We start from the raw sequence: 25,966 nt of genomic DNA on the forward strand, positions 1-25,966 counted from the left end.
CCCCTTTATCTCGACGAAGAACGCGTTGCCGAGACCGCCACGGCGAGCAGGATGATCGCGCCCTGGACGGTCGATCTGAGGGCGCCGGAGACGCCGTAGAAATTCATGAGGGCGAACAGCAGTTCGAGGGTCAGCGCGCCGAGCATCGCCCCGACGACCGCGCCACGACCTCCGCCCAGCGCGACACCACCGAGGACGACCGCGGTGATCGCGCCGAACTCCAGCCCCGCGCCGGCCTGGAACGACACGCCGCTGTAGCCGCCCAGGAGGATCGCCGCCACCGCCGCCGCGAGTCCGCTGAGGATGAAGGCGGTTGTCCGGGTACGCCAGACGCGTACCCCGCTCAACTCGGCGGTGCGGGGATTGTCGCCGACGGCGACCAGCGTCCGGCCGAAGTCGGACCGCATCAGCAGCACGGCCACCGCCGCCAGGACCAACAGGACCAGCAGGGCGTACGGCACACGGCCGAACACCGGCACGTCCTCGAACGCCCGCCGACCGAAACGCCGGAACTCCTCGGAGAGCCCACCCTTCGGGGCACCGTCGGACCACAGGTACACCGCGCCGACGAGGATCAGGAACATGCCGAGGGTGGTGATGAACGACGGCACCCGCAGACGTGTCGTGATCAGGCCGTTGACCAGCCCGACGAGTGCTCCGAAGGCGAGCAGGAGCAGCACCACCGGCCAGGTGCGCGCCGGGTCGCCGTCGATCAGCCGGGCGGCGACGACCACCTGCGCGGTGACCAGCGAGCCGACGGAGAGGTCGAACTCGCCGGAGACGATCACGAAGTACTGGCCGGCGGCGAGCAGGATGATCGGTGCCGAGCGGCCGAGGAAGGACATCAGCGACGGCGGCGCGAGGAAGTCGGGCTGCCGGATGCCGACGAGCACCAACAGGACCGCGAGAATCGTGAGGATCGGCAGGACGCCACCGGGTTGAACCCGCGGGAGACGCAGCGGCAGCGAACGGCGCTGGACGGTCTGCATGGCTAGGACCCCGCCTTTCGCATTGCCCGGCGGGCGTAGACGGCGACCGCGGCGATGATGATGGCGCCCCGGATCACCTGCTTGAAGAAGGCGTCGACCTCGAGCTGGTTGAAGATGGCGTCGATGCTGGCGAGCAGCAGCACCCCGCCGACCGTGCCGACGACGCCGCCGCGCCCACCGGCGAGCGCGGTCCCGCCGATCACCACGGCGGCGATCGACTCCAGGTCGTAGAGGCCCTCGGTGCCCACCCGGGGGGCGCCCGAGCCGAGCCGGCTGGCGAGATAGATACCGGCGAGCCCGGCACACATCGAGCACAGCACGTGGGCGGTGACGAGGATCCGGTCGTTGCGGACGCCGGAGAGCCGGGCCACCTCCGGGTCTCCGCCGACGGCGACCAGGTGGTGGCCGAACCGGGTCCGCGAGAGCGCGAACCAGGCCACGCCGGTCACGGCGACCAGCAGCAGGAACGACAGTGGCACCGGGCCGACGCGCTGGTAGCCGAGGGACTGCACGAGCGAGGGTGAGGTGGTGCCCGCCGGGCCGTCGTAGCCGTTGTCGAGGTACCCCTTGAGGAGCAGCCCGACGCCGAGGGTGGCGATGAACGCGTTGACCCGGAGCTTGGTGACGAGCAGCCCGTTGAGCAGGCCGACGCCGGCGCTGACGGCGAGCGCCAGGCCGATCGCCGGCACCAGCGCGCCGTCGCTGCCGTTCATCGTCTCGGCCGCCACGAGTGTGCTGAGGCTGATCACGTACGCCACGGAGAGGTCGAGCGAGCCGCCGAGGATGACCAGGGTCTGGCCGACGGCGACGAGCCCGAGCCCGGCCGCGACGTGCAGCAGGCTCACCGTCGTCGACTGGTTGAAGAGCTGACCGCCGTCGATCAGGACAACCAGCCAGCCGATCGCGAGGGTGAGGGTCAGGGCCACGAACACGCCCGGTACCGGGCGGCGGGCCGGCAGGAGCGACAGAGCGCTCATGCGGCGGCCTCCCGCACGGTGCCGACCGCGAGGGTGACGACGTCCTCCTCGGTCGCGCCGGCGGGCAACTCGCCCGCGATACGGCCGTCGCGCATGACGATGATCCGGTCGCTCATCCCGAGCAGCTCCGGCAGGTCGGACGAGATCATCAGCACGGCCGCGCCGTCGCGGGCGAGGCGGCGGACGAGGTCGTGGATCGCGGATTTCGCACCCACGTCGATGCCCCGCGTCGGTTCGTCGAAGAGCAGGATCCGCGGGTTGAGCGCGAGCCACCGGGCCAGCACGACCTTCTGCTGGTTGCCGCCGGACAGAAAGCGGATCTCCTGGTCGTCGCTCGCGGCGCGGACCTCCACGGCCGCGAGCAGCTCACGGACCCGAACGGTCCGGGCGGTACGACCGGACCGAGCGGCGAAGACGGCCCGGCTGGCGAGCAGCGCGTTGTCCAGCACCGACTGGCGGGGAACGATCCCCTCGCCCTTGCGGTCCTCGGTGACGTAGGCGATGCCGGCCCGCATCGCGGTGTGGGGCGAGCGCAGCCGGACCGGCCGGTCGTCGAGCGTGACGTCGCCGGTCGTGAACGGGGACACCCCGAAGATCGCACGGGCCAGCGCCGAGCGACCGGAGCCCTGCAGCCCGCCGATGCCGAGCACCTCGCCGGCGCGCAACTGGAGGTTGACGTCACGCAGCTTCCGGTTTCCCGCGTCGCGCAGGGTGAGCCGGACCGGACCGCGGTCCTCGGGTGCGGCCCGGTCCGGGTAGTAGCTGGACAGTTCCCGGCCGACCATGTGCCGCACCAACTCGTCGGCGCTGGTGTCCGCGGTGTCCACGGTGGTGACCCGGCGGCCGTCCTTGAGAACGGTGATCCGGCCGGACAGGTCGAAAACCTCGGTGAGCCGGTGCGAGACGTACAGCAGGCCGATGCCCCGATCCTGGAGTCGGCGCACCAGCCCGTAGAGCAGCTCGACCTCATGGTCGGCCAGCGCGGCGGTCGGCTCGTCCATGATCAGCAGCCGCGCGTCCAGGGCGAGTGCCTTGGCGATCTCGACGACCTGCTGCTGCGCGACGCCCAGCTGCCCCACCCGGGCGTCGGCCGGCAACGTGGTCTCACCGATCGAGGCGAGCAGTCGCGTGGTGCGGTCGAGCATCCCCCGACGGTCGACCAACCCGCGGCGGACCGGCTCGTGCCCCAGGTAGACGTTCTCCGCGACGGTGCGCTCCGGGAGCAGGTTGAACTCCTGGTGGATGATGCCGATGCCGGCCCGCTGCGCGTCGCGCGGACCACGGAACGTACGCGGTTCGCCGGCGAACTCGACGGTGCCCTCGTCCGGGACGTACGCGCCCGAGACGATCTTCATGAGGGTGGACTTTCCGGCGCCGTTCTCACCGACAACGGCGTGGACCTCGCCCGGTGCGACATCGAGGTCGACACCGTCGAGAACGCGTACGCCGAGGAATGACTTGCCGATGTTCCGAAGGGTGAGTAGCGGCACCGGCCGCGAGTCTGACATCCCGAGAGCCCTCACAGATAGTAGTTATCGACAAGATTCAATGCCACACTACGGCGGCTTCGAGGCGCCGGACAACAAACTTTCGTAGCAACGGCGAAGACTTACGTTCTTGCGGTGCAAACATTCCCTTGACATCGACGAAACATCACACGTATGAAGATAGATGTTTGGATGCGGGTCCGCAATCCTCGATCAAGCCCGACTGCCAGGCCGGGCCGCGATCGGCAGGCGGTGCCGCAGCGAGGGAGCCGAGCACGGGCGCCGTCCACCGGGCAGGACGTCGGACGTTCCATCATGAATTGACAGCCATCGATCTCTAGCTCATCCTGACCTCGTAGACCACGGGACGAGAACCACAGCCATCGTCACACTGTGTGACGTCCTGCGGGTCTGACTGCCGTTTCGGCGAACGGCATGAGGACGGACCAGCGCGCTCGCACCCCCTCACGCGTCCAGGTTCAACCTGACGCGTCGTAGGGCCCGTGGTCGCAATCCCTACGCCCGCCCAACCTAGGAGACGGCATGCGTCGTAACACATTGCTCATCTCAGTGATCGCCGGCCTGTTACTGGCGCTCGGACTCGCCCCACCCGCGTCGGCGGCCCCCGCCTTCCGCGCCCTGTTGTTCACCAAGACCGTCGGCTACCGGCACGACTCGATCCCCGCCGGGATCTCGATGTTCCAGCAACAGGCGGCAGCGAACAACTTCGAGCTGGTGCAGACCGAGGACTCGAGCGTCTTCACCCCCACCAACCTGGCGACCTTCGACGTCATCATCATGTTCCAGACCTCCGGCATGGTCTGGACGTCGGCGGCCCAACGCCAGGCGATGGAGGGTTATCTCGCCAGCGGCAAGGGCATCGTCGGCGTCCACAACGCCACCGACATGGGCATCGAGGCCGAGTACCCGTGGTGGGACCAGACCATCAACGGCGGCGCCCACATGCCCGAGCACTCCCCTGGAGTGCTGCCCGGCACCGCCATCGTCGCCGACAAGCAGCACCCGTCGACGGCCGGTCTGCCGGATCGCTGGAACCGCAGCGAGGAGTGGTACAACTTCGACGCCAACCCACGCGGCAACGTGCACGTTCTGGTGACCGCCGACGAGCGCACGTACAACCCGGGGTCCCGGGCGATGGGCCCGGACCATCCGATCTCCTGGTGCCGCAACGCCGGCGGTGGTCGGGTGTGGGCGACCGCGATGGGCCACGCCATCGAGTCCTACAGCGAGACGAACTTCCGCAACCACGTCCTGGGCGGCGTCCGGTGGGCCGCCGGCAACGCCGCCGGGGACTGCGGCGGCACCGTCTGGGGCAACTTCGAGAAGCGCACTCTCGACGACAACACCGTCGACCCGATGGCGATGGCCGTTGCCCCGGACGGCCGAGTGCTCTACGTCCAGCGCGGCGGGCAGGTGAAAATCTTCAAGCCCTCCACCAACAGCACCGTGACCGCCGCCACGCTGAGCGTCTACACCGGCGGTGAGGACGGTCTCACCGGCATGGCGCTGGACCCCAACTTCGCCACCAACGGGTACGTGTACCTGTACCACTCGCCGTCGAGCAGCACGACCGACGTCAACCGCGTCTCCCGCTACACACTCACCGGCGACACGCTCAACCTGTCCACCGAGGCCCGGATCATCGACATCCCGGCGTACCGTGACCGCACCTTCCCGGAGCCCGGCCACACCGGCGGGTACATCGAGTTCGGTCCGGACGGCAACCTCTACATCGGCACGGGTGACGACACGCCGCCGAACCTCGACCCCAACTGGCAGGGCTACGCCCCGCTGGACTGGCGGTCGGGCAAGTCCAACCTCGACGCCGCCCGGACCGCCGGCAACACCAACGACCTGCGCGGCAAGTTGCTGCGCATCCGCCCCTCGGCCAGCGGCGGCTACACCATCCCGACCGGCAACCTCTACCCGCAGGGTACGGCGCAGACCCGGCCGGAGGTCTACGCGATGGGCTTCCGCAACCCGTTCCGCTTCTCGATCGACCCGGCCAACGGCTGGGTCTACCTGGCCGACTACGGGCCGGACCGCAACCCGCCCACCACCAACCGTGGCCCGGAGGGCCTGGTCGAGCTCAACGTGATCAAGTCGGCCGGCAACTACGGCTGGCCGTTCTGCCACGGCGACAACCAGCCCTACGCGCCCTTCAACCCGGACACCGGCGTGGTCGGTGCGAAGTTCAACTGCAACGCACCGGTCAACAACTCGCCCAACAACACCGGTCTGGTGAACCTGAAGCCGGTCGTCGCCCCCAACATCTGGTACGGCTACGGCACCTCACCGACCTTCCCGGAGCTGGGCTCCGGCGGCTCCGCGCCGATGGGTGGGCCGGTCTACCGGTACGACCCGGCGAACCCGTCCGCGACGAAGTTCCCGCCCTACTACGACGGCGTGCACTTCTTCTACGAGTGGTCGCGCAACTACGTCAAGGAGGTGCACTTCGACTCGGCCACGGCGGTGACCCGCACCAACCCGTTCCTGCCCGGCGGGGGGTTCAACAAGCCGATGGACATGGAGTTCGGCAAGGACGGCTCGCTCTACCTGCTGGAGTGGGGCACCAACTTCGGTGGCGGCAACAGCGACTCCGGGCTCTACCGGATCGACTACATCCAGGGCGGCCGGTCGCCGATCGCCAAGGCCGCCGGCACCCCCACCAGCGGTAACGCACCGCTGACCGTCCAGTTCAGCAGCGCAGGCACGGCCGACCCGGACCCCGGCAACACGCTCAGCTACCAGTGGACGTTCGGCGACGGCACCACCTCCACGGCGGCCAACCCCTCACACGTCTACACCGCCAACGGCAACTACACGGCCCAGTTGAAGGTCACCGACAACACCGGCAAGACGGGCTTCGCCAACGTCCAGATCACCGTCGGCAACACCGCCCCGGTGGTCACCATCACCACACCAGCCAACGGCGGCATGCTCACCTTCGGTGACCGGGTGCCGTACCAGATCACCGTCTCCGACCCGGGGGGTGCCGCGATCGACTGCACCAAGGTCTTCCTCAACCCGGCGCTCGGTCACGACGACCACGCGCACGAGACCACGGAGTACCCGGGCTGCTCGGGCACCATCTCCACCGACCTGCTCGGCGGACACCCGGACGGCGCCAACCTGTTCTACGTGCTGAACGCGCGGTACACCGACAATGGCGGCAGCGGGGGTGCGGCCCCGCTCACCGGTACCGCGCAGGTGATCCTCCAGCCGAAGCACAAGCAGGCCGAGTACTACAGCAGCCAGTCGGGTACCCGGGTCGTCGACCAGGCCGGCGCGGAGAGCACCAAACGCGTCGGGGACATCTCCAACAACGACTGGATCGCGTTCACCCCGATGAGTCTGTCGGGTATCACGAACGTCAGTTACCGGCTGTCGTCGCCGTCCGGTGGCGGCTCGATCGAGCTACGCGCCGGCTCGCCGACCGGCACACTGCTGGCCACCACACCCGTGCCCAGCACCGGTGGCTGGGACAACTACCAGTCCACGCCACCGGTGAACGTCGCCGCTCTCGCCGGGACGCAGACGCTCTACCTGGTGTTCAAGGGCAGCACGAACAACTGGTTCGATCTCGACTCGCACACCTTCGGCGGCTCGGGCGTCGGCGTACCCACCACCGGCGGTGGCCTGGCGGGCAAGACCTGGACGGTCACGGCCCAGCACAGCGGCAAGCTGATGGACGTCAGCGGTGTCTCGACCGCCGACGGCGCCCAGATCACCCAGTGGGCGGCCACCGGCGCCAACAACCAGAAGTGGCAGGCCGTCGACGCCGGTAGCGGTGCGGTCTACCTCAAGGCGGTGCACAGCGGCAAGTGCGTCGAGGTGGTCGGCAGCTCCACGGCGGCGGGTGCCTTCCTCCAGCAGGCCACCTGCAACAACGGCAACCAGCAGAAGTTCACCGCCACCGCGACGGGAACCTCCGGGGTGTACACGGTGCGGAATGTGCTGAGCGGGCTGTGCGTGGACGTCAACGGTGCTGCCACCACCGACGGCGCCCGACTGTTGCAGTGGACCTGCCACAGTGCCGCCAACCAGCAGTGGCGGTTCACCCTGGCCTGACGATCCGCCGCAGTCGCGGTAGCCAGTGACGGTCCGGTCGGGACCGGCCTCCGACGAAGGAGCCGGTCCCGACCGGGGCGTCGCCATCAACCGAGATGGAGGCCGTCGCGCTGCCCGGGCGGCGCGGCGAGCAACCCCGCCGCCACCAGCGCGTCCCAGAGTTCCTCCGCCACGACGGCCTCGGAGCGTCGTACCGCCTCCGCGGCCTGCGGGCCGTTGCGCACGCCGACGACCGTCGACACCACGGCCGGGTGCCTGCGGACGAAGGCGAGAGCCGCCTGCGGCAGCGTGACACCGTACGTCTCACAGACCGCGGCGATCCGCCGCGCCCGCTCGATCAACTCCGCTGGTGCCTGCTGGTAGTTGTAGACCGCGTCAGCCGGTGGCCGGTCCCGCGACAGCAGCCCCGAGTTGTAGACGCCCGCGATGACCACACCCACCCCTCGGCTCTCGGCGGCAGGCAGCAGGTCATCGGCCGCACCCTGCTCCAGCAGGGTGTACCGCCCGGCACACATCACCACGTCGACGTCGGTCTCCCGCACGAACCGAGCCAGCATCGCGGACTGGTTCATGCCCGCGCCGATGGCACCCACGACGCCCTGATCACGCAGGTCGACCAGGGCGGGCACGGCCTCGCGGGCGGCCCACTCCCAGTGGTCGTCGGGGTCGTGGAGGTAGACGACGTCGACCCGGTCCAGTCCCGTGCGGTCGAGGCTGGCCTCGATCGAGCGAAGGACGCCGTCGCGGCTGAAGTCCCACACCCGCCGGTGACGTGCGGGAACATCGAACCCGTCGGAGTCCCGTAGGTGCGCGTCCTGGGGCGACGGCACCAGCAGCCGTCCGACCTTCGTCGACACGACGTACTCGTCGCGCGGCCGGTTCCGCAGCGCGACGCCGAGGCGGCGCTCGGACAACCCGAGCCCGTAGTGCGGCGCCGTGTCGAAGTACCGGACGCCGGCTTCCCACGCGGTGTCGACCGCCGAGCCGAACTCCTCGTCCGTCGTCGCCCGGTACAGGTTGCCCCCCTGGGCCGCGCCGAAGCCCAGCTCGGTGAGGCGTACCTCCGGGCGACGCGACAGTGCTCGCGCCCTCACGACGCCTCCAGCCCGTAGACGCGGCGTGCCGTGTCTCCCCAGACCTGTGCCTGGCCGGCCGGGTCCTGGTCCCCCAGCAACTCGGCCAGGGCCTCGACCCACCCGAGGTACGAGCTGGCGAGCAGGCAGACCGGCCAGTCCGAGCCGAACATCAGTCGGTCCGACCCGAATGCGTCGAGCGCGTCCTCGACGGCCGGTCGGAGGTCCTCCGACGTCCAGTGCGACCGGCCTACCTCGGTCACCAGCCCGGAGAGCTTCGCCGTGGTGTTGGGTGCGGCCGCCAACGCCCGCAGATCGCGGGTCCACTCCGCCAGCTCCGGACGGCCCAGCGCGGGCTTGCCCAGATGGTCCAGGACGAAGCTCACCTCGGGCAGGTCGTGCGCCAGACGGGCGGCCATGGGGAGCTGGTGCTGGCGAACCAGCAGGTCGAAGACCAGGCCGGCCGCGCCCACGGCCGCGATCCCCCGACGGACATCCGGGCGGTCCAGGTACGCCGGGTCGGTCTCGCTCTGCACGAGGTGCCGAATGCCGACGAGGCGTTCCCCGCCTGGCGCGGCCCGCAGGCGTCCGATGCGGGTGGCGACGTCAGCGGCGGTCAGGTCCACCCAGCCGATGACCCCACGGACGAGGGTGTCCTCGGCCGCGACGCCCAGCAGGTCCACCGTCTCCGCCTCCGAGGCGATGGACTGCACCACCACGGTCGCGGTGACCCCTGCGGCCCGGGCCAGCGGCGCGAGGTCCACGGGCTCGAAGTCGGCGTCGATGGCCGCCATCGTCACGGGGTCGATCCACGGCTGCGGGTGCCGTGCGCGGACCCAGAGGTGGTGGTGTGCGTCGACGATCCCGGAACGTCCGGGCTGCTCCCCCGTCATCGGCCCAGCCAACCGCCGTCGACGGGCAACACGATCCCGTTGACGTAGTCCGAGGCGGCCGATGCCAGGAACACCGTGGCACCGCCGAGATCGTCGGCCCGGCCCCACCGGCCGGCCGGGATCCGGCCGAGGATCGCCCGGTTGCGGTCGGGGTCCTCGCGCAGCGCCTGGGTGTTGTCGGTGGCGATGTAGCCGGGCGCGATGGCGTTGACGTTCACCCCGTGGGCCGCCCACTCGTTGGCCAGCGCCTTGGTCAGCCCGGCCACGCCCGACTTCGACGCGGCGTAGCCCGGGACGGTGATGCCACCCTGGAAACTCAGCAACGACGCGGTGAAAATGATCTTCCCTCGGCCGCGCTCGACCATCGTCCGGCCGATCTCCCGGCTCAGGACGAACTGGCTGCTCAGGTTCACCTCGATCACCTGGTCCCACATCTCGTCCGGGTGCTCCGCGGCCGGGGTCCGGGCGATCGTGCCGCCGTTGTTCACCAGGATGTCGACCGGCCCGAGGGCGATGATGTCGCGGGCCAACCGGTGCACGGCCGCCCGGTCACCGAGATCCACCCGCAGCGCGGTGAACCGGCGGCCGGCGGCGCGTACCCGGCGTTCGACCTCGCTGCCCTCCGATTCGAGCTGAGCGGAGACGCCGACGACGTCGGCACCGGCCAGGGCCAGGGCCTCGGCCATGGCGAGGCCGATACCGCGCCGCGCCCCGGTCACGACAGCGGTCTGGCCGGACAGGTCGAACAACGCCGTCACTGGTTACCCTCCCGAACATCGAGCAGCACCTTCATGACGCCGCCACCCTCCAGCGCCGCGAAGGCCGCGCTGGCCGCCTCGACCGGCTCGACCCGGGAGATCAGCTCCCCGGCCGGAATCTCACCCGAGGCGACCAGCCGGATCGCCTCCACCATGTCGTCGCGCTGGTACAGCCGGGCGCCGAGGAGTTCCAGCTCGCGCCAGAAGAACCGGTGCAGGTTGACCTCCCGGGGCTGGGGATGGATCGCCACCATGACCAGCCGCCCGCGGGTGGTGAGGACGTCGACCGCCGTGGTGACGCCGGCCGGGGAGCCGGACACCTCGAAGGCGATGTCGGCGCCCGCGCCGTCGGTACGGTCGTTGACCAACGCCACGACATCGGTCGATCGCGGGTCGACGGCCTCGATCCCGATCCCTTCCGCCACCTCGCGTCGGAACGGGTCGGGCTCGACGAGGAGCACCCGCGCGCCGCGGCCCCGCGCGACGGTGGCGATGAGGACCCCGACCGGCCCACCGCCGACCACGACCACCTGGTCGTCGGCGGTCACGTTCCCCCGGCGTACGTCGTGCACGGCGACCGCCACCGGCTCGACGAGCGCCGCGTGGTCGAGGGGCAACTCCTCCGGAAGCGGCAGGACCAGCTCCACCGGCACGGTCCAGGAGGACTGCATGGCACCCGGTGAGTCGATGCCGAGGAAGTTCATCGCGTGGCAGACGTGGGAGTTGCCCCGCTGGCAGGCCGCGCACCGTCCGCAGGGCCGGGTCGGCATCACCGTTACGGCCTGACCGATGTTCCAGCCGGTCACCTCCTCGCCGACGGCCGCGATCCGCCCGGACATCTCGTGCCCGATGATCGCGGAGTCGCCGACCCGGGCATCCATGTCCCCGTGGTAGATGTGCAGGTCGGTGCCGCAGATCCCGGTGTACGCCACCTCGATCCGTACCTGGCCACGACCCGGTGACTCCGGATCACGGTCCTCGATTCCGAGGTGTCGCGCCCCCCGGTAGACGACTGCCTTCATCGTTCCTCCGTCTCGACGGTCGGTACGTCGGTCGTGCCGACCGGGCAGGGTCGTGGGTGCACCGCCATCGCGATGCACCCACGCCTCCCTGTTCTGGTGGTCAGCTCAGTGCCGTGCGGTCGGCGACACCTCGTTGCGGGAGTTCAGCGACACGACGGGCACCTGGCGGGCCGGGAAGACGCCGTCGACCCCGGCCAGCAGCCGCCGTCCGGCCCGCTCCGGCCGGACGTTGGGGCTCTCGGCCGTGTGCGCCTGCGGGCGGTGGTTCGCGGTCCGGATTCGCTCCTCGTCGACGCGGACACCCAGGCCGGGTGAGTCGCCGAGGACGAAGGTGCCGTCCTCGACGTGCAGGTCGATGGAGACGCCGACCGGTGGACGCAGGTCCTGCAGCTCGCTGGTCAGGTGGTTCGGCACCGAGGTCGCGGCGTGCAGCAGCCCGACCGGGCTGTTGCCGATCGGGCTGACCGGCAGGTCGTGGGCGTGGGCCAGGGCGGACGCCCGCAGGAAGTGGGTGACCCCCCAGACGGCCGCCATCTGCACGATGTCGACCGCGCCGGCGGCGATCAGCGGACGGTACTGTTCGAGCCCGGTGAGGTTCTCACCGGTGGCCACCGACGCGGAGACGCCTCGGCTGACCGCGGCGAGACCCTCGGCGTCCCAGCGCCGGACCGGCTCCTCGATCCAGATGAGGTCCAGGGTGCGTTCGATTTCGCAGACATGCCGGACGGCCTGCTTGCGGGTCCACGCCTCGTTGACGTCGAGCATCAGGCCCGGCCGCCGGCCGTGCCCGGCGTCGGTGAGGACCTCCTTGACCAGGCTCAGGCGGTGTCGATCGCGCTCGATGTCGAGGCCGCCCTTGAGCTTGGCCGCCCGTAGGCCGTGGCTCGCGTAGACCTCGTACTCCGCGACGAGTTCGTCGTCGGTGAGCCCGATGTCCAGCCCGGACGCGTAGGCGGTTACCCGCCGGTCTCGCCCGCCCAGCAGCCGCCACAGCGGTTCACCGGCGGCCTGTGCCTTGATGTCCCAGAGGGCGGTGTCCAGAGCGCCGATGGTGCCGAACACCGGCCCGGCGTGGCCCGCCTTGAAGGTGTGCCGCAACATGCGGTCGTACAGGGACGTCACGGCCCGGGGGTCTTCGCCCTCGATAGCTGGGAAGATCCGCTCGATCTCGACGTGCGGCCCGAGGCCGACTCCCGAGATGCCCTCGTCGGTGTCGACGATGACGATCGAGACCGGGACCACCCCGTCGGCGAACACCCCGTTGGCGTCGCCGACGGGTCGCCCCCATTCCTGGACCGTGGTGAGCGTCCGATATCCCGTGATCCGCATGTCAACCCTTCGTGGAACCGGCGGCTACACCGTCGGCAATTTGGCGCTGGAGGAACAGGTAGACCAACAGGACGGGTATTGCCGCGATCAGCACCCCGGAGGCGAAGGTGGGGATGTTGTCGGAGTACTGCCCGCGCAACGAGGTCACCCCGATCATGAGCGTCCGGTGATCGGCCGACGGCATCATCACCAGCGCCATGAGGACGTCGTTCCAGCAGAACAGGGCGTTGAGGATGCCGACCGACAGCAGCGCCGGGGTGCCCAGGGGCAGCATGATCCGGCGGTACACGCCGTACACGGTGTTGCCGTCGATCCGGGCCGCGTCGACGATCTCCGGCGGAATGCCCTTGTAGTAACTCGTCATCAGGAAGACGGTGAAGGGCAGGAACTGGGCCACGTAGACCAGGATCAGGCCGGGGTACGTGTCGATGAGCGCGGTGTCGGCCATGATCCGAGCGAGCGGCACCATGATCACCTGGAACGGGATGAAGAGCCCCGCGAGGCAGCCCAGGAACAACGCCGACGAGCCGCGGAACCGCAGCTGGCTCAGGGCGAAGCCGGCCATCGACCCGAACAGCAGCAGCAGGAGGACCGACACCGTCACCACGAACAGCGAGTTCACGAAGTAGCGGCCCATGCCGACGCTGGTCCACGCCGCGCTGATGTTCTCCCAGCGCAGGGCGTCAGTCAGGCCGAACCGGTCGAGGATGTAGTCGCGCCGGGCCTTCATCGCGACATTGGCGGTGAACAGCAGGGGGTAGATCGTCGCCAGGGCGAGCAGCGACATGGGGATGGCGATCAGCCACCGTCCCAGGCGGAGGCGAGACATCAATCCTCCTTTCCGGATCGCTCGAGCAGTTTGATCTGAAGAAGCCCCACGACGAGCATGATCATGAAGAGGATCGTCGAGGCTGCCGACGCGAGAGCCGGACGGTTCATCTGGCCCTGCTGCTTCCAGATGTAGAACTCCGGTAGGTACGTCGACCCCTCCGGGCCGCCGCTGGTCATGACATAGAGGAGGCCGAACATCGAGGTCAGCATCCCGATCATCGTGGTCACGAAGACGAACTGGATGGTGCGCGAGAGGCTCGGGACGATCACGTGCCAGACGATCTGGCGGAGCGTCGCCCCGTCCACCCGAGCGGCGTCCAGGAGCGCGGCGTCCAGAGTGGCGAAGCCGGCGAGGAACACCACCAGGGCCATGCCGAAGGTGGCCCAGATGTGCACGCCCACCACCATGAACATGGCGAGGTCCGGATCCCCGAGCCAGTCCACCGGACTGACGCCGAACGACCCGAGGACGGCGTTGAGGGGGCCGTCGAAGGCGAGCAGCAGGTTGAAGATCGCGCCGACGATGACCGGCGAGAGCACCGCGGGAAAGAAGTAGACGCTGCGGTAGAAGCGGTGGCCCGGCACCCGAAGGTAGATGAACGTCGCGAGCAGACCGGGGATCGCCACCGCCACCGGAAGCAGCAGCACCAGCAGCCCGACGTTGCGCAGCGCGGTCTGGAACAGCGGATCGTCGAACAGCTCGCGGTAGTTGCCGAATCCGACCGTCGTCCCGTTCTGCGCACCGTCGCCGGTGAAGGAGAAGTTGACTCCGAGGATCAGCGGGTAGAGCCGCAGCGCCACGATGATCAGGACGGCCGGAGCGACCAGGATGTAGGGGGCGAAGCGTTCGGCCCCCAGGCCGCCGCGGGGGCGACGGGATCGAGCGACTCCCTGTTCCGCGGAGGGCTTGACCGCCGCCCCGCCGGCCCGTCCGGCCTGAACCGGACGGACCGACGGTTGCGTGTTTCCGATCTGCACGAGGTCAGCCCGCCTGGTCGGAAGCGGCCAACTGCTTCACCACCTCGTCGACGGTGATCGAACCGCTGAGGAGTTGCTGAGAGAGCCGCCCCATCAGGTCCAGCGTCTTCGACGACAACGCCACGTGCAGAGCGGGCTTGCCGCTCTTCAGCTCGCTGACGATCGTGGTGACCGCCGGCCCACCCTGCGACACGTCGATGGTGGTGTCGGCGGCGATCGCGCCAGCATCCGCGTAGAAGGCCTTCAACGCGTCGGCCGAGCTCAGGGAGCGCACCAGGTCGGCGGCCATCTTCGGGTCCTTCGTCCACTTGGCGACCGCGTAACCGATGCCACCGTCGTACGGGAGGCTCGGGGTGGTGCCGGCGGTGACGACCGGGGCCTTCATGACGCCGAGCTTCTCCGGAGTGAGGAACTCGTTGAAGTCCTGCCAGTGCCCCACGTCCGACATCAGACCCATGACGTGAGCGGCCTTACCGGACTGGAAGAGCGCGAAGGAGTCGTTGAACATCGCGGTCGAGTTGGCCCCGTCGCTGTTCATCTTCTTGTCGCCGGCCTCCTTCCAGAGCTGGAAGAGCCGCTTGACGTTGGGCGAGTTCCAGTCGCGCTTGCCGGCGATCCAGGCGTCGTACTCCGCAACGGTCAGGGTGGTCGACCCCAGGCTCGAGAGCCAGAACTGAATGCCGACGCCCTCCTTGTTGCCGAGGGCGAAGCACTTGGCGCCGGCCTTGGCAATGGCGGCGCAGTCGGCGGTGAACTTGTCCCATGTGGTGGCCGGGCTCGCCGGGTCGAGGCCGGCCTTCTCGTAGATCGACTTGCTGTAGTAGATGGGGTAACCCTGCAGCGTCACCGGGCCGGCGTAGATCTTGCCGTCCTTGGTGAACGCGTCCCAACCGGCCAACCGCTGCTTGTCCTCGGCCACGTAGTCGTTGAGCGGCACCAGCGCGTCCACCCGGTCGCGGATCTGGCCACCGCCGTTGAACAGCATGACGTCCGGGCCCTTGCCGGACTGGATGGCCGCACCGAGCAGCGTGTAGTACTGGTCGAAGGGCTGCGCGACGAACTCGACCGCGACATCGGGGTGCTTCTTCTTGAAGTCGGCCTTCGCCTTGTCCAGATAGGATTTGGCGAACGCCTCGCCGGACTTCCAGTCCCAGACGATCAACTTGCCGTCCGACCCGCTCGACGAGCCCGAATCGCTAGCACTTCCACAGCCGGCCACGGCAAGTCCCACAACGAGGACGGCCGACCATATTGCGCGCTGTCTCATCAGTTGTCACCTCTGAAAGTGGGGTGGCCGACGGGCGCGCCGCCGTGCCAATGTTGACCGGAACGTAACTCGTATGACGTGTGACGTCAATACTCGGCCGTACACTGAGCCAGACGTCGTGCCACGGCGAGCCATTCGGAGGGGACATGACGCCAGCGCAGGAGACAGCCCTGAATAGTTCGGCAACCCCGGCGTGGGTGCGTCGACCGACCAACCTCGCCAGAGCGGTCACCGCCGAGCTGGTGGAGCGCATCGTCCGTGGCGTACACCCGTCCGGGACGTCCCTACCCCCCGAGCCGATCCTCTGCGAGACCTTCTCCGTGAGCCGGACCGTCGTCCGGGAAGCGGTGAAGATCCTCCAGGAGAAGGGGTTGGTGCAGGTCCGCCAGGGCGCCGGCACCATGGTCACCCCACCGTCGCACTGGGACATGCTCGACGAACTCGTCCTCGCGGCGACCATCGCCGTGGACGACAGCCTCGCCATCCTCGATGACCTCGTCGTCACCCGGCGGGTGCTGGAGTCCGACATGGCGAACGTCGCCGCGCGCCTCGCCGACGAGGAGACCATCGACCGGCTGCGGGCCATGGTGGACCGGATGGACGAGCTCGTCGACGACCACGTCACGTACCACGACCACGACCGGGCCTTCCACGACACGATCATGCAGGCATCCGGGAACCGCATCGCTCGTGGCGTCGTACGCGCACTGGAGAGCCAGGTCATCAACACCGCCCGCTACATGGGCCGGACCGAACGCGCGCTGTGCGTGGCGTCCAACCAGGGCCATCGACGCATCTACGAGCGCATCGCCGCCCATGACTCCAACGGCGCGGCCGAGGCGATGTTCACCCACATCACCGAGGCCTGGCTGGTCCGCCGCAGTGGCTCGGGCAGCCCGGTTCGTCTCCAACGCTGACCGTTTCCGCAAGGCGGGACGGCGCCCACCCCAAGAGGTACGGGAGCAGGCGCCGCCACCGGAGGCCGACCAGTCTTACGAGAACTGGGCGAAGAACCTCCAGATCTCACCCTTGGTCCAGGTGGTGATGCCGCTCTCGGCGTAGGTGCCGTCGACCGGGCCCGGCATGTGACCGTTGTCGTACGCGGCCCACTGCACCGGATACCCGGCTCTGCAGCCGGAGTAGGTGGTCGTGATGTGCGTACGGCTGCCAGCCCCCGGCTCGGGCGGGTTCTGGGCGGTGCAACCGTTGTTGCGAACGAACGTGTCGCGCAGCGCCCTGCCCTGGGAGATGTTCAGGACGTTGTCCGAGATTCCGTGCAGACCGAAGTACGCGATCGGCTGCGTACCGCCGCTGCAGCCGCTGATCTGCGCGCCGGAGATGACCGCGACGGCCCGGAAGACGGTGGCCCGCGCGCAGGCGACGGCGTAGCTCATGCCGCCACCCCAGCTGAAGCCGAGCGCGAACCGCTGCCTCGGGTTGACGCAGAGGCTGCTCTCGATCCGGCTGATCATGTCGTCGACGAAGGTGATGTCCTCGCCGCCGGAGTTGCCCCAGCCGTTGCCGAATCCCTGGGGCGCCACCAGGATCGCGCTGTTGTTCGACTGCTCCTGCTGCCCGTAGTAGGACCACGCGGTCCCGCTGGTGCCGCCGGAGGAGATCTCCTGCATGGTGCCGCCCCGCCAGTGGAAGGCGAAGATCAGCCGGTAGGGGTTGCTGTTGTTGTAGTTGGCGGGCACCCGCAGGATGAACGTCCGGCTCTTGCCGTTGCTCTGGATCGTGTGCGTGCCGCTGGCCAGCGTCGGCGCCTTGCCGCACCCGCTACCACCCGACGGCGGTGGGTTGCTGCCGTCGACGGGAACGAGTTGCCACTGCTGGTTGGCGCCGCCCCAGTCGGCGTACTGCACGACGTTTCCACCGTCGGCGGTGGACGCGCCCTGCACCTCGACGGCCTTGTTGCTGTTCCGGTTGATCAGCCGAACGTGGCCACCGTCCGAGTCGGCCAGCCGGAACTGCTGGTTCGTCCCGTTGAGGTCCGACCACTGCACGATCGCGCCGCCGTCCGCGGTGGAGAAGCCGCTGACATCGAGCACCTTGCCCGAGTGTCGGGACTTCAGCCGGTAGTAGCCGCCACCCGAGTCCACGAACTGCCACTGCTGGTTGGCGCCGTTGTTACGCGTCCACTGGCTGATCCGCGCGCCGTCGTTGGTGGCTGACGCGTACAGGTCCAACGCCTTGCCGCTGTTCCGGTTCACCAGGACGTACCAGGCGTTGGTGTCCACGGTCGCCGCCGCCGCAGGTGCCGCGTCGACCACGACGAGCATGCTCGCCGCCATGACCCCGGCTGCCGCCGCGGCCAGCCCTGACCGCCAGCCACGTCTCTGTGGAGAGGCGGGACGAGCCTCACCGATGGCCTTCATGGTCCACTCCTTCGATCGGGGTCACCCACGAGCAGAACGCCCGCGCGTGCCCTGGCGTGCGTGCCGGCGTCTGGTGGTGGCGTCAGCACGTCTGGGGGTGTTGTGCGGGCGACTTGCGGCCAGCCACGCGCGTCGTTGGCGATGCCACGAACCGGGCTCGAAGCAGGCCCGCGCCGACCGCGCGGTGCGACACCCTGGCTCCCGGCAGCCACGTGGCCCGCGGGTGAAAATTAGCGCTAACGACGTCATACGTCAAACGATTGGTATCGATCGGATCCATTGACCGGCATCGAATCCACGGCCACCAGCCTGCGGAGCTGGATCGACTCTCTGGAATTGATCGTCGCGGCGGAGCGGACGACTTGACGGCGTGGATGTTATCGCTCACAGTCGATGAATGGAGACGAGGCGCGTGCGCTCGCTGACCGGGCGAGCCGCGCTGGTCGCGCCTCGCAGCATCACGTCCCAGGGCAGGCCGACGGTCGCGTCCGACGGTCGGCGGGGGCCGGGCGAGAGCCGCCGACGTTCCCCTTCGGCCGCGGATGGACATCCGCCGAAATCCCTGGACCTGACGGTTGTGGCGGCCCGCCCCGTCACTGCGGGCCGCCACGCTTACCACCTACCTCGTGACGGTCGCTATCCGATGCGGACCAGTTGCCACTGTTGGTTGGTGCCACCCCAGTCGGCGTACTGAACGACGTTCCCCCCGTCAGCGGTGGACGCGCCCTGCACCTCGACGGCCTTGCCGCTGTTGCGGTTGATCACACGCACGTAACCATCGGACGACGCGGCGAGCCGGAACTGCTGGTTCGTGCCGTTGCCGTCGCTCCACTGCACGATCGCCGCGCCGTCGGCGGTGGAGAAGTTGTACACGTCCAGCACCTTGCCCGAGTGTCGGGACTTCAGCCGGTAGTAGCCGCTCCCCGAGTCCACGAACTGCCACTGCTGGTTCATACCGTTGTTCCGCGACCACTGGCTGATCCGCGCCCCGTCGTTGGTAGCCGAGGCGTACAGGTCCAATGCCTTGCCACTGTTCCGGTTCAGCAGCACGTACCAGGCGCTGGTGTCCACGCCGGAGCCCGGCGTGGGCGTGGTGGGCGGGGTCGAGCCGGCGTTGAGGGCATCGAGGACGGCGTTGTACGCGGCCTTCTTGTTACCCGACCGATCGAAGAGCAGGGCGTCGTCGGATCCGCGCCAGGAGTCGCTGTCGCGGATGCCCCACACCGTGATGCCGTTGCAGCGCGCGACGGCCAGACAGGCGCGGGTGACCGAGGCGAAGATGTTGGCCTGGTTGCCGCCGGTCATGACGTCCAACTCGGTGATCTGCACATCCACGCCAAGATCGGCGAAACGCTGCAGATTGGCCTGGTAGTCCCCGGCCAACGTGGTGCCCAGGTGCGACTGGAACCCCACACAGTCGATCGGCACCCCACGCGACCTGAAGTCCCGCACCATGTTGTAGATGCCGGTCGACTTCGCGTTGATCCCGTCGGTGTTGTAGTCGTTGTAACACAACTTCGCACCCGGATCCGCCGCCCGCGCCGCCCGGAACGCCGCCTCGATCCAGTCGTTACCGGTGCGCTGCAGGTTCGAGTCACGCCGCCCGCCACTACCCCCGTCAGCGAACGCCTCGTTCACCACATCCCACGAGTGAATCCTGCCCCGGAAATGCGTCGCGACCTGGGTGACATGGTTGATCGCCGCGCTACGCAACGCACTACCCGACAAGCCCTGCGCCCAACCCGGCTGCTGCGCGTGCCACAACAGCGCATGACCCCGCACACTCATGCCATTGGCCTGCGCGTGACTGACCAGACGATCACCACCGGTGTAGCTGAACCGACCCTGCTGCGGCTCGGTGGCGTCCCACTTCATCTCGTTCTCGGCCACGACACTGTTGAACTCGCGGTTCAGGATTCCGACGTACTGACTGTCGGAGAGCTTGCCCGTCGCGACGGCGGCGCCGAAGTAGCGGCCCTTCTCGGCCGCCGCCGCCTTCAGGGTCGTTCCAGCGCCGCTGGCCATGGGGGCGAGTGCCGCCGTCATACCCGCGGTGAGTGCGACGGCGAGGGCCGCCGTCGCCAGCAAAGTTCTCTTGGGTTTCATGTCGTTCCTTCTCAGTGGTTGCATCGGTGGTGGTGATGTGCCACTTCGCTCAGGACAGCCTCTCCGGGACGGTCATCCAGGCCGCCCGGTACCGGCGCACGCAGCCCAGGAAGGCTGGCGCCGGCATCTGCTGAGCCCTGAGGTGACGTCCGCATGCCCTGGGGGGACGCCGTGATCGGAGGTACGACCAGCGCGGTTCGCCCGGTGAACCACGGGAACGGTCATCCTCTATATCGAGAGTGAGCGATAACATGTCGTTCGTCAAGACGTAACGAGCCCTTCATGCCAATCGCTCGGAACGCCTCGTTTCGCCCCGTAGTGGCCGCCCAACACCGGACCGTCTCCACCCGTGGCGCGACCAGCGGACGAGCCGCACCGCACTGACAGCGGGCGGCTCGACGGTAGTTCTGTTATCGCTCACAGGCGTCGGGCACGAGCAATCGACGGTCGCCGCAGCTCACGAGCACCCGGCGGCCGAGTGCCCTGCGCACGGTCGTCTGACACCTGCCCGACGTCGACGAGAACGTGCGCCGGCCACCACAGGGTGGTGACCGGCGCACAGGGTGTTCCGGCGCTGTCGCCAGGGTCAGCGGTATCCGGCGGTCACCACGTTGGCCTGCACGGCGTTCTCGGTCGCGTCGGACGGATAGCCGGCGACCATGGCCCCCTCGTAGAAGGTGCCGGCGCTCAGGTTCGCGCCGCCGTCGGGCTTGCAGCAGTCACCGCCACTGCCCAGGACGATCGCGCCCTGCTTCTTCATCGGGCTGTATCCCGGCGGAAGCGCACCGTCCCACAGCGTGTAGAGGCTGCCGGACTGGGCGTTGCTGCCCTTGATGGCGAAGCGGGTCGTGCCGTTGTTCTTGAGTGTCGCGGTGACGAACTTGCTGGTGAAGGAGCGCTGGTTCGGGTTCCAGGTCTGGCTGCCGCCGGGGAAGAGACCCCATTCCAGGTCTGCCTGCACCCAGGGGCCGGTGCCGGAGCAGCCGCCGAACCAACACTGCGTGCCGAAGTTGATGGCGTCCATCGCCCCGGCGGCGTCGGCCTTCCTCGTCGTCTCGCTGTTGCCGTAGTCGAAGCAGCAGCCGTTGTTGACGTGGGTTCCGCTGGTCACCATGTACATACCCTCGGGAGCGGCACCCGTCGGCACTCCGGTGAGGTGCCCGTCCCGCCAGTAGCTGTTACCAGGGTTGATGTAGAGCGAGTACGCCTTCGCGCCTCCCACGGTCAGCGACTCCGACGTGGCGATCGCGGGCCTGCTCTGCGGGGAGCCCGGAACCACGCTCGATCCCTGGTACCAGAGGTCGTTGCCGCGCCCGGACTGGTCGAAGACGACGGTGATCACGCACGTCGTGCCGGCGCAGAAGGAGTCCTGCGTCGCCGCGTTGGCGGTGCCGCCCGCGCCGGACAACCCGATGTTGCGGGTCGCGTTGTCGGACGAGCGTCGGACCTGGTAGAGGTTGCCGGCGTACGCCGCATAGAGTGCCCGGGTCGTGCTGTGTGCCGCTATGCACGGGGTGCCGCCGGAGGCGTAGATGTCGCACGGGCGCGTACCGGTCGGCGGCGGGGTGGTCGGCGAGGTCCACTGCTGGTTCGCGCCGCCGTGGCACGCCCACAGGTGGATCTTGGTGCCGTTCGCGGTGCCGTAGGCGCTGGCGTCGAGGCAGAGACCGGACTGCACGCCGGTGATGGTGCCGTTGGCGTTGACGTTCCACTGCTGGTTGGTCTGGCCGTTGCAGTCCCAGATGATCGCCAGCGTGCCGTTGGCGGTGCCCTGGCCAGAGGCGTCCAGGCACTTGGTGCCGTACACCGTGAGCTGCTTGCTCGATGTCCAGGTCCAGGTCTGGCCGGCGCCTCCCTGACAGTCCCACAGTTGCGTCTGCGTGCCGTTGACGGTGCTGGAGTTGGGAACGTCGAGGCAGCGACCGGACGGGGTGCCGATGATCGGCGTGCTCTGCCCCGGCTCGATGGCGGCCACCGATGACGGCGCCGCGGCCGCCTCGGCGGCGGGAGACGGGGTGCCGGGTGCGGCGCCGACGCCGACGAGGACGCCAACGAGGGCACCGGCCAGGAGGGTCAGACGTCGGGCGTGATGGCGTCTCGGAACGTGCTGGCGGGCCTTTCCTGGCCCACTACGGGACGGGGTTCGCACGAGGTGGCTCCTCGGGGTCGTGGGAAGCGCGGGGCTGGTCGACGCGCCACGGGCGGGTGGTGGCGGGCAGCGGCGGCGAATCGATTCGCAGCGATCGTAGGATTGCCAATACATTGATGTCAATAAATGGAATGGGCGGGAGATGCGCTGGCCGTCGGGCGGACGGCCAGCGCATCACCTCCCCCGAGCCCCTACCGACCCAGGACCCGCCACGTCTGGTTCAACGGGCTGCTCTGGCCGGCCGGGTTGCACGTCCACTGGTGGATCGGCGCCCCTGCGGCCGTGGAGACCGTGCTGACATCGACACACTTGCCGCTGTGCCGGGCGACGAGTTGGTAGTCGTGCGAATCGTTGCCCGCGTAGGTCACCTTGCGGAGGGTGAACTGCTGGTTGAGGCCGTTCAGGCAGGTCCACTGGTGCACGGCCGCGCCGTCCGCGGTGGACACACCGCTGACGTCGAGGCACTTGCCGCTCTGCTGGTTGACGACCGTGTACGTGTTGGCCACGCCGGCGACCGGGCGGAAGTTCCAGAGCTGCTGGTCACCGCCGTCGCAGTAGTTCTGCCGTTGGACGTTGCCGTCGGCGGTGACCAGGCCGGCGTTGTCCAGGCACTGCTGCGAGTGCTGGGCCACCGCCACCGACTGGAAACTACCGTCCGACGGTGGCAGCAGGGTGACGGTGTAGGTGTCGGTCTGGTTGGTGTACGGCAGGGTCACGGTGACGTTGTTGTTGGACACACCGACCAGGCTGTTCGAGACCGTGATCGGCCCCTGCACGGCGCCGCCGCCGTTGTGGGGAATGCGCTGGGTGAGGACCCGGACCTGGTTGTTCTGCACGATGCCGCTGGTGGTGTCCAGGCGTTGCAGGTTGACGGTCAGGTTTCCGGTGGTGCGGCCACCGCCGATGAGCACCTTCGCCACGCCGGTCGCCTTCGTGGCGAACGCGTCGTACGACTGGCTGGGGGTCACCGACGCGATCTGCCCGGTCTGGGAGGCGTAGTAGCGGTAGTTCCACCACTCGCCCTTGGGCTGGTGCTGGCCGGCCGAGTTACGGATCAGCAGGTTGCCGAGGTCGTTGTGCAGGCTGCCGCCGCTGGCCCAGTTCGCCCGCAGGCCGTCGGCGCGGGCGCGCTCCAGCCGTGCGATGTACCAGGCGCCGTCGGCGGGATTCTGTTCGTCGGGAGCGCCGTACTCGTTGATCTGGTACGGGCGCGGGTGGGCGATGCCGCGCGGGTCGAGGGTGGCGTTGGCGGCGGCGACGTTGGCTACCGGGTCACCCGGCAGCGAGTGCCAGCTGATGATGTCCGGCACCGTGTTGGTTGAGTGGACGAAGTCCAGGTACTGGTTCCAGAAGGTGTGCGTGGTCGACGGTACGCAGGCGCAGCTCGGCCCGACGATGGGCTGGTTGGGGAACTCCGCCCGAATGCGCTGGTAGGTGCGGCGCCACAGTTCGAGGTACTGCGAGATCGGGCGGTTCCAGAAGATGGTGATGTTGGGTTCGTTCCAGATGTCCCACTGCACGGACAGCCCGGACGCCCGGACGTCGTTGATGAGCCGGGTCAGGAAGTTGTCGTAGTCGGTCCAGTTGCCGTTGTCGCCGGGAAAGCGGGAGATCCCAGCGCCGTCCGCACCCCACAGGTCGTGCGGCAGGAGAATGAACTGACCGCCCAGGGCAACGGTCCGACGTGCCTGGGCGAGGGTGGAGTTCCAGCGACGGTCGTAGGTGCCGCCGACCCAGCCGCTCCCCGGGAGCTGCGCGCCGCCGGCGCGCATGTACTGGAACTTGACGTCTCGGTAGAAGTGGTCAGCCGGACCGCCAGCGTTCTCAGTCATGCCGTAGATCCAGCCGGACGCACGGTAGGTCGGCGTACCACTGGTCGTGGAGAAGTTGACGCTGATCGACTCATCGGCGGCCTGGGCCGGAGACGCGGCGACGGTTACGGCGGCGGTGGCGGCGAGAAGGCCGACCACGAGTCGGGCGACGATCGCGTGGGCTCGTCCTGACCTGCCGCGGGACGGGGTTTTCACGGGCGGCTCCTTGGTGGGGCGTGGGGGACGCTCTCCGGAGGGCTGCGCTTGCGAATCGATTCGCAGGGATCGTAGGACCGGGGACTGAACCGTGTCAATGAAGTGACGACGGGATGAAGCTGGTGTTTCCCGGCGATCCTCTCGGCGCGGCTGACATCTCTTGACCACGAGGCATGGACGGACCTATCTTCGTGCGAACCGATTCGTCGAATCGATTCGCCTCATAGTTGGACCATGTGCCAGCTCGCGACGGTCAACCCGCACACCCCACCCGACGATCGACTTGAAGTGAGGCACACATGACCGGACTCAGTCGGCGGCGGCGCCTGGCCGCCGTCGCCGTGATAGCGCTCGCCGCAGTGGCAGGCAGTGCCTGCTCGTCGTCCGCCGACAGCCCTACCGGCGGTGGCGCCTACCTCGTCTGGGACCCGTATCCGCAGTTCGCCGACGACTCCGAGTGGGTCGCGCTGCTCAAGAAGTGCGGTACCTCGGCAGGCGTGACGGTCGAGCGGACCGGCTACGACACCACCGACCTGACCAACAAGGCGCTGCTCGCCGCCCAGCAGGGAAACTCCCCGGACGTGCTGATCGTGGACAACCCGGTCATCTCCACACTGGCCGAGGCCGGCGCGCTCACCACCACCGACGACAACAAGCTGGACGTCTCGGCCATGGCGGCGAACCTGCTCGGCGCCGGCCAGAGCGAGGGCAAGACGTACGGCGTGCCGATCGGGGCGAACACCCTCGCGCTCTACTACAACAAGGACCTGCTCACCGCCGCCGGCGTCGATCCGGCCACCATCAAGGACTGGGCGTCACTGACCGCGGCGCTGGCCACGGTCAAGGCCAAGGGGAAAAAGGGCATCACCTTCTCCGCGATCGGCACCGAGGAGGGCAGCTTCCAGTTCCTGCCCTGGTTCTGGGGATCGGGAGCCCAACTGACCAGCCTGGACTCGCCGCAGGCGGTGTCCGCGCTGACCCTCTGGACGGACTGGCTCAAGCAGGGCCACGCCCCGAACTCGGTCATCAACAACACCCAGACCACGAGTTGGCAGGAGTTCGCCACCGGCGACTACGCGTTCGCCGAGAACGGCACCTGGCAGCTGGCCAACGCCGAGAAGCTCGGCTTCTCGTACGGCACCATCGCGATCCCGGCCAGCGCGGGCGGCCCGGCACCGGCGCCCACCGGTGGTGAGTTCGTCTCCATCCCGGTGCAGAAGGACACCGGCCGGTACGAGACGTCGCAGAAACTGGTCGCCTGTCTGACCAGCGCCGACAACCTCCTCACCACCGACACCACGCTCTCCTACGTCGCACCCGTCGCCGCCGTCCAGGACCGGCAGGCGGCTGCGGACCCCAAGCTCAAGGTCTGGGTGGAGGCGGTCCGGGCAGCCAAGGGGCGCACCGGCGACAACCTCGGCACGAAGTACCCGAAGATCTCCGAATCCCTGTGGACCGCGGTGCAGGCGGCCCTCAGCGGCGGGAAGTCGCCGCGCGAGGCGCTGACCGCCGCGCAGGCCGCGGCCACGACCAGGTAAGCGCGCCGAACCGACACCATGCTCCCCACGACACAGCGCTCCCCCTCCGCACGAGACCAGGGTGAGGCGGCG

The 25,966-nt window shown here is 68.8% G+C and carries 18 protein-coding genes; 3 read left to right on the forward strand and 15 right to left on the reverse strand.

Translation table 11 applies throughout. The features are described 5' to 3' along the window. Positions 1-5 precede the first annotated feature (5 nt). Genes ACQEUX_RS15865 through ACQEUX_RS15875 form a run of 3 tightly spaced genes read right to left on the reverse strand, consistent with a single transcriptional unit; the run spans position 6 to position 3,474 of the window. Positions 6-989, reverse strand: coding sequence for an ABC transporter permease (locus tag ACQEUX_RS15865; RefSeq protein WP_433047733.1), 984 nt, complete (start codon positions 987-989; stop codon positions 6-8). A gap of 2 nt (positions 990-991) precedes the next feature. Continuing rightward, positions 992-1,966 (reverse strand): ABC transporter permease, encoded by a 975-nt coding sequence (locus tag ACQEUX_RS15870; RefSeq protein WP_433047736.1) that lies wholly within the window; start codon positions 1,964-1,966, stop codon positions 992-994. Next, on the reverse strand, positions 1,963-3,474 hold the full coding sequence (locus tag ACQEUX_RS15875) for a sugar ABC transporter ATP-binding protein (protein ID WP_433047739.1): 1,512 nt from the start codon (positions 3,472-3,474) through the stop codon (positions 1,963-1,965). Before ACQEUX_RS15875 ends, ACQEUX_RS15870 begins: the two co-directional genes overlap by 4 nt. 522 nt (positions 3,475-3,996) lie before the next feature. Here ACQEUX_RS15875 and ACQEUX_RS15880 point away from each other — a divergent pair. Continuing rightward, positions 3,997-7,545 (forward strand): ThuA domain-containing protein, encoded by a 3,549-nt coding sequence (locus ACQEUX_RS15880; protein WP_433047742.1) that lies wholly within the window; start codon positions 3,997-3,999, stop codon positions 7,543-7,545. 86 nt (positions 7,546-7,631) lie between these two features. On the opposite strand, the gene ACQEUX_RS15885 is transcribed toward ACQEUX_RS15880, so the two are convergent. The 8 genes from ACQEUX_RS15885 to ACQEUX_RS15920 all read right to left on the reverse strand — a co-directional run bounded on the left by ACQEUX_RS15885 (position 7,632) and on the right by ACQEUX_RS15920 (position 15,591). Then, the gene (locus tag ACQEUX_RS15885) at positions 7,632-8,639 is read right to left on the reverse strand and encodes an aldo/keto reductase (RefSeq protein ID WP_433047745.1); all 1,008 of its coding nucleotides are present in this window, start codon (positions 8,637-8,639) and stop codon (positions 7,632-7,634) included. Continuing rightward, complete coding sequence (locus tag ACQEUX_RS15890; protein ID WP_433047748.1) at positions 8,636-9,511, reverse strand: amidohydrolase family protein; 876 nt, start codon at positions 9,509-9,511, stop codon at positions 8,636-8,638. Before ACQEUX_RS15890 ends, ACQEUX_RS15885 begins: the two co-directional genes overlap by 4 nt. Then, positions 9,508-10,269, reverse strand: coding sequence for an SDR family NAD(P)-dependent oxidoreductase (locus tag ACQEUX_RS15895; protein ID WP_433047751.1), 762 nt, complete (start codon positions 10,267-10,269; stop codon positions 9,508-9,510). The genes ACQEUX_RS15890 and ACQEUX_RS15895 overlap by 4 nt, the downstream gene beginning before the upstream one ends. Then, positions 10,266-11,291 carry a zinc-dependent alcohol dehydrogenase gene (locus ACQEUX_RS15900; RefSeq protein WP_433047754.1) on the reverse strand — a complete coding sequence of 342 codons (1,026 nt, stop codon included), beginning with the start codon at positions 11,289-11,291 and terminating at the stop codon, positions 10,266-10,268. Before ACQEUX_RS15900 ends, ACQEUX_RS15895 begins: the two co-directional genes overlap by 4 nt. A 105-nt stretch (positions 11,292-11,396) precedes the next feature. Beyond that, positions 11,397-12,620 (reverse strand): mandelate racemase/muconate lactonizing enzyme family protein, encoded by a 1,224-nt coding sequence (locus tag ACQEUX_RS15905; RefSeq protein ID WP_433047757.1) that lies wholly within the window; start codon positions 12,618-12,620, stop codon positions 11,397-11,399. A 1-nt stretch (position 12,621) separates the two neighbouring features. Continuing rightward, positions 12,622-13,449, reverse strand: coding sequence for a carbohydrate ABC transporter permease (locus tag ACQEUX_RS15910; RefSeq protein WP_433047760.1), 828 nt, complete (start codon positions 13,447-13,449; stop codon positions 12,622-12,624). Continuing rightward, positions 13,449-14,429: a carbohydrate ABC transporter permease gene (locus ACQEUX_RS15915; protein WP_433047763.1), complete on the reverse strand. Its 981-nt coding sequence runs from the start codon at positions 14,427-14,429 to the stop codon at positions 13,449-13,451. The genes ACQEUX_RS15910 and ACQEUX_RS15915 overlap by 1 nt, the downstream gene beginning before the upstream one ends. A 4-nt stretch (positions 14,430-14,433) precedes the next feature. Further along, entirely contained in the window at positions 14,434-15,591 is a 1,158-nt protein-coding gene (locus tag ACQEUX_RS15920) for an ABC transporter substrate-binding protein (RefSeq protein ID WP_433047766.1), read from the reverse strand. A gap of 302 nt (positions 15,592-15,893) precedes the next feature. On the opposite strand from ACQEUX_RS15920, the gene ACQEUX_RS15925 reads away from it, so the two are divergent. Next, entirely contained in the window at positions 15,894-16,613 is a 720-nt protein-coding gene (locus ACQEUX_RS15925; RefSeq protein WP_433047769.1) for a FadR/GntR family transcriptional regulator, read from the forward strand. A 75-nt stretch (positions 16,614-16,688) separates the two neighbouring features. On the opposite strand, the gene ACQEUX_RS15930 is transcribed toward ACQEUX_RS15925, so the two are convergent. The 4 genes from ACQEUX_RS15930 to ACQEUX_RS15945 all read right to left on the reverse strand — a co-directional run bounded on the left by ACQEUX_RS15930 (position 16,689) and on the right by ACQEUX_RS15945 (position 24,356). Beyond that, positions 16,689-18,074, reverse strand: coding sequence for an RICIN domain-containing protein (locus ACQEUX_RS15930; protein WP_433047772.1), 1,386 nt, complete (start codon positions 18,072-18,074; stop codon positions 16,689-16,691). A gap of 636 nt (positions 18,075-18,710) precedes the next feature. Continuing rightward, positions 18,711-20,180 (reverse strand): endo-1,4-beta-xylanase, encoded by a 1,470-nt coding sequence (locus ACQEUX_RS15935; protein ID WP_433047775.1) that lies wholly within the window; start codon positions 20,178-20,180, stop codon positions 18,711-18,713. Positions 20,181-20,766: 586 nt separating this feature from the next. Further along, positions 20,767-22,329: an arabinofuranosidase catalytic domain-containing protein gene (locus ACQEUX_RS15940; protein ID WP_433047778.1), complete on the reverse strand. Its 1,563-nt coding sequence runs from the start codon at positions 22,327-22,329 to the stop codon at positions 20,767-20,769. A gap of 191 nt (positions 22,330-22,520) precedes the next feature. Continuing rightward, the gene (locus ACQEUX_RS15945; protein ID WP_433047780.1) at positions 22,521-24,356 is read right to left on the reverse strand and encodes an RICIN domain-containing protein; all 1,836 of its coding nucleotides are present in this window, start codon (positions 24,354-24,356) and stop codon (positions 22,521-22,523) included. Positions 24,357-24,655: 299 nt separating this feature from the next. On the opposite strand from ACQEUX_RS15945, the gene ACQEUX_RS15950 reads away from it, so the two are divergent. Beyond that, entirely contained in the window at positions 24,656-25,894 is a 1,239-nt protein-coding gene (locus ACQEUX_RS15950; protein ID WP_433047783.1) for a sugar ABC transporter substrate-binding protein, read from the forward strand. The last annotated feature ends 72 nt before the right edge of the window (positions 25,895-25,966 follow it).

It is taken from the genome of Micromonospora sp. CA-259024, assembly GCF_050936255.1.
GTDB lineage: Bacteria > Actinomycetota > Actinomycetes > Mycobacteriales > Micromonosporaceae > Micromonospora.